Source organism: Bradyrhizobium sp. (assembly GCF_049691595.1).
GTDB lineage: Bacteria > Pseudomonadota > Alphaproteobacteria > Rhizobiales > Xanthobacteraceae > Bradyrhizobium.
In genome coordinates this window covers 1-4,430 of record NZ_JBAVNZ010000494.1, presented here as the reverse complement: position 1 = coordinate 4,430, position 4,430 = coordinate 1, and the positions used below count along the sequence as shown (strand labels likewise).

At 58.1% G+C, this 4,430-nt stretch carries 2 protein-coding genes and 2 pseudogenes; all 4 read right to left on the bottom strand.

The genetic code is table 11. The annotated features are described in order from the left end of the window. The coding region (locus tag WCE35_RS20650; RefSeq protein ID WP_424595172.1) for an NrsF family protein at positions 1 to 210 on the bottom strand (210 nt) is incomplete at its 3' end. After that, positions 207 to 677: pseudogene (locus tag WCE35_RS20645) on the bottom strand (sigma-70 family RNA polymerase sigma factor); the annotation flags it as partial. The pseudogene WCE35_RS20645 and the gene WCE35_RS20650, both read right to left, overlap by 4 nt. A gap of 725 nt (positions 678 to 1,402) precedes the next feature. After that, positions 1,403 to 3,790, bottom strand: a complete 2,388-nt coding sequence (locus WCE35_RS20640; protein WP_424595171.1) for a tetratricopeptide repeat protein — start codon at positions 3,788 to 3,790, stop codon at positions 1,403 to 1,405. After that, positions 3,790 to 4,430, bottom strand: a pseudogene (locus WCE35_RS20635) (hypothetical protein); the annotation flags it as partial. The pseudogene WCE35_RS20635 and the gene WCE35_RS20640, both read right to left, overlap by 1 nt.

The following is a 4,430-nucleotide window of genomic DNA, read 5'->3' as shown; positions in this document are numbered from 1 at the left end:
GATTATGACCGTAAAGGCTACCTTCAAGAGTGAAGGAATGAAGGTTCCTACCGTCGTCAGGTCCGCACGCGGACCAAGCACAAAGAACACCGTAGCCACCGCCACTGTGGCACCCGCCACGACCGCCATGCTGATGTTTCGCGCGGTCCGCCGATGATCGACCACCTCGACATTGGTGCTGAGCATGGAAATCAGGTCTTCAGTCTTCATATGCGCTTCTCCCGGGCAATCGAGGCGACCAAAGCCTTCAGTCCCCGATGGACGTTGACCTTCACGGCCGATTCCGACATGCCGCACTGGCTCGCCGCCTCGGCCACGCTCAAACCGTCCAGTTTCACAGCCTGGATTGCCCGCCGCATCTTGTCCGGCAACTCGCTCAGTAACCGCGTAATATCGTTGGCACTTTCCGTACCGACATAATCGTCTTGCGCCATGAGTTCTTCGGCGTCCTCAATGGGTATATCCGCCATCGATGCGCGTGTCCGGCGCAGATGATCGATGAGCTTATAGCGCGCAATGGCGTATACCCACGGTGTCAGCGCCTCGGCCGGATCGTAGGTGTGGCGCCTTGTGTGGATCGCCATCAACGCCTCCTGCATCAGATCTTCCGCCTCCGTGGCGCTGCGCCCGATACGCGCAAGTCTGGTCCTATAGTAGGCACGCAGGTTCCCCATGATAGGTCCTTCGCCGCCGTTCTCCCTGAGAACGCCGCAACGAAATCGCAACGAATTGGGTGAAACGACCGTAACAAAACGTGGCGGGAACACCTGCCACGACAGGAAAAATCAACAACTTAGAAGATACCCACTGCGTTCGGGACGCGGAGGGCGCACGTCAAACCGCTCAAACGGGTACTACTAAGGAACGCCGGTCCGCCGATTGGACCGCGCGATCTTCGGGAAAATGGTTTGGGGGATCACGCTGAAGTACCATGAAGATCAATGAGGTATGATTTCCCCAAATTTTTCGCTAACATATTGAAGTCGTTCGCTTCACGGGCTTCCCTAGGGAGCGCCATTTGCCCACATCAAGCTATTGATTTTTAAGGCTTCGTCGGTTGTGTTTGCCACTTCGTCGACAAGCGGTTTGCCACTCCGGTTCGCAGACTGTCGCTGGATCGTCCGAATATGGCCTTGCCATGCCCCATCCTCCCAAACAGAATCAGAATCAAGGGCGCCAGATTCGCTCATCCACGGGCCTTTGGGAATCTCCCCGATTCAATGCCGACGGTATGCTTCAGTAACGATGAGTTAAGCGAAAGCGCGTTTGGCAGCTGAGCATTTGGCGGCTGTGCCAAGGCCAGCGACGCACAGAGGAACGACGAAAGCGTGATCGCCCTCGAAAAGCGCGTGGTCGCTCCGATCTTGGTTGACGACGAGATCTCCGCTTGTTCGCTATGGCCTCATCGAACGCCTGCCGCGGCAGAAGCGCAACTACCATTCTCGGGACGAGCGCTGTAACGACAGAGCGCGGCAGCAGCGGGTGTTGCCAGCTTGTTTCTTGCATCGTCCAGCTTTGTGCTGGTGTCGGTGTAGAAGTCATAGCGCAATCCGATCGTGGCCACCAATTCGGTATCGCGGCTCTTGATGCCGGACCGGGAACTGGCTGTCCACTGCGCGCCGACCTCAAACTCCAGGCTTAGTTCCTTGCTCCAATAATAGTCGACGAGGAGGGACGGAAGTACCGTGTATTCCGTGAGATCATTGCCGCGGCCCTTGGTGTAGCCAAGTCTCAAACGCGGGCTAAGCCGCCAATCGGCAGTAATCGGGTATCTCGTGTTAAAATCGAGCACGTAACGGCTCGAGGTCGCCAATTGCGAATAGCGCAGCGCCGCAATATAAATGTCGCCATCCTTGACGAAGTTACTGCCGATGAGCTGGGCAGAGTAGTAATATTCGTTGCCGGCCGGAAGCGTCGCCAACGAGGGATCCAGGCCAATCGGCGATATCGGTGCCGTCAGATTGACGACGGTGGCATCCGCACTCACCTGCAGCTTGTCCGTCAGCGGGTGTGAAAAGCCAATCATGGCAGATTTGTATATCGGGGTTTGATCGCGCGCGAGTTGCAGCAACTGTTCCTTGGTTTGAAGCTTGAGCATATCGTAAAGCGTGGCGAAGGGCTGATTCAGCACAGCATTCCAGGTCGACAAAAAGGGCGTCCGGCGATAATCGGCGCCGCCGTAGATGGTCGACTGGTCGGGCAATATCCACGATCCGGAGAAGATCGCCGCATTCAGCCTCTGGAAATGAATGTCGTAGTCGACGTTTGCAAATGCAAACTTGTTCGCATCGAAGTAACGGATGTCCGAGCCGATCGCTCCGCGATCCACCAGCCATCGATCCCGTTGTTCGATCGCATAGAGAGTTGTTTCCAGTCCGCCCAGAAACGGCCCAAGGCCGATGCCCGCGCCGTAAAAGTATTTCTCGTCCTTGAACGGCACATCGAAGCGACTGATTGCGGGCGATCCTCCGACCAGGTCAATTTTCAACATCGAAAGCGGTTGCCAGCTGATCAGCGCGCCATCGAACCGACCGAGAACCCCGTCCCTGTTGAGGGTCTGGCGGCCGATCACCGAGCGCAAATTCCAGTCCTTTACCAGGGTATCGACGGATAGGGCAGCAACACCTGCCAGGTCCCTCGAACTGGCATCGAACCTGTGTTCCTCGCTGCCGGAAAAGCGAATTCTTCCCTTGGTCTGATCGTTATTCCAGGCCGCAGTCGCATCGAGACTGGAGAGCATTTGGTTTTGGTGAACGCGATGCGAATCCGGATCCGCGTTGAGATCTGGAGCGATCGAAGGATCCCGCACGGAACGGAAGCTGTCGTCGCGAATATAAAATGCCGATGCACTGCCAACGAGAGTCCAAGTCGTCTCCCGAGGCGGGGCGAACCTGTCAGTTGGCGGCATACCGACGGGTTGCCCATTCGAAGTGTGGAGCGGCGTGTTAGGTTCACCGCGTGCGGTCACGATGCCGGCCAGGCGCTGCCGCACTCGCTCGCTCTGCTCGCCGTTTGGATAGCGACGCAGATAATCTTCGTATTCGGCTCTTGCTTCGCCGGGTTGGCCGTTCTTCTGGCGCGCAAGACCCAGGAGCTCCTGGGCGTCGGCGCTGTACTGATTCTCCGGATATTTGAGAATCTTCGTCAGGATCTGGATCGCCCCACCGGGATTGCTCTTTCGCAGCGCGGCTCGCGCCTCGTCCATCCAGCCGGCGACCGCCCTTAGATCCGAGTCGGAAATCCTGCCAACCGGTCTGCTTTTGGGACCAGTGGTCGCCGTGCCGTCGCCGACCGATGGCGTCATGAATGCCGATCCTGGAAATATCGGCTTGCACTTTGCCGATGACTTCGCGCGGGCAATTGCGACCACGATGCTCTGGCTATCGGAGGCCGCGGCGACCTGATAGGCGACCGGACGATCGAAAACAATCCGAAGTACGGGGCCGGTCGGATTTTGCGTCTCGAGATCGATCGCCTTGATTCCGGCGCGCTTTCCGTCGGGTACCGTCGCTGCCTCGCGCCTCAATGTTGACAACGCGGCCGCCTGATTACGATCGATGGGATTGACCGTGATCCGCAGCTCATCGCCTCCGTCGAGCGGGAAATGACTGGCATAGCGAATGCGGATATTGAAATTAACCTTGAGAATCGTGCAGTCCTTCTGGATGGCGAGTTGCGCGTCCGACAAGGCTTGGTCAACAACGGGCTGAGCGGACGCCGATCGCAATATGAACAGCGTCGCTCCCGCAAGTGCGAGCGAAACAAGCCGGCGATGGAAGGTTCCGACCATCACCACCCTCCTCCAAAGGCGCGGTGCACCCCGGCGCGCCGTGTCGAGATGGTTCGCTGCGTGTTGTCGGTGAATATGTGGCAGGCGCCTGCGCAGTCTCGCAGTTCCGCGACCGTGTAGTAGACCTTCACCGGCCGCTCGAACTTGACGTGCGACATCGGGCGATATTTATCGGCGTGGCAGCTCGCGCAATCCGGCCGGAATGCAGGAAACTTCCAGGGGATGATCTGGGCATTCGATGTGTGGCAACTGCTGCAGTTTAGCGCCGTCCCGTGATTGACGAAGGCTGCCGATGTGTGCTGGTAAATCGCCGGCGTCCACGCCGTGGTCCGATGACAGGTTTCGCAGGGCAAAGCCGTTACAAAATGCCTGGGCGGCTTGCCTGAAGCCATCGTCCCATTGTGGCAGCTGATGCAGGTTGTGCTGACACCCTTGTGATCGAACCGGGCGCCCGCGAAGGTCACGGTGCTTTTGTGACACGTCTCGCACGGCGCATTAGTGACGATGTGGCTGGTCGGCTTGCCGGTAGCGGTCGTGCCGTTGTGGCAGCTGGCGCAATTCGCAATGATTCCAGAGTGATTCATCCGTGCCCCGGCGAATGTCACGGTGCTTTTGTGACACGTCTCGCACGGCGCATTGG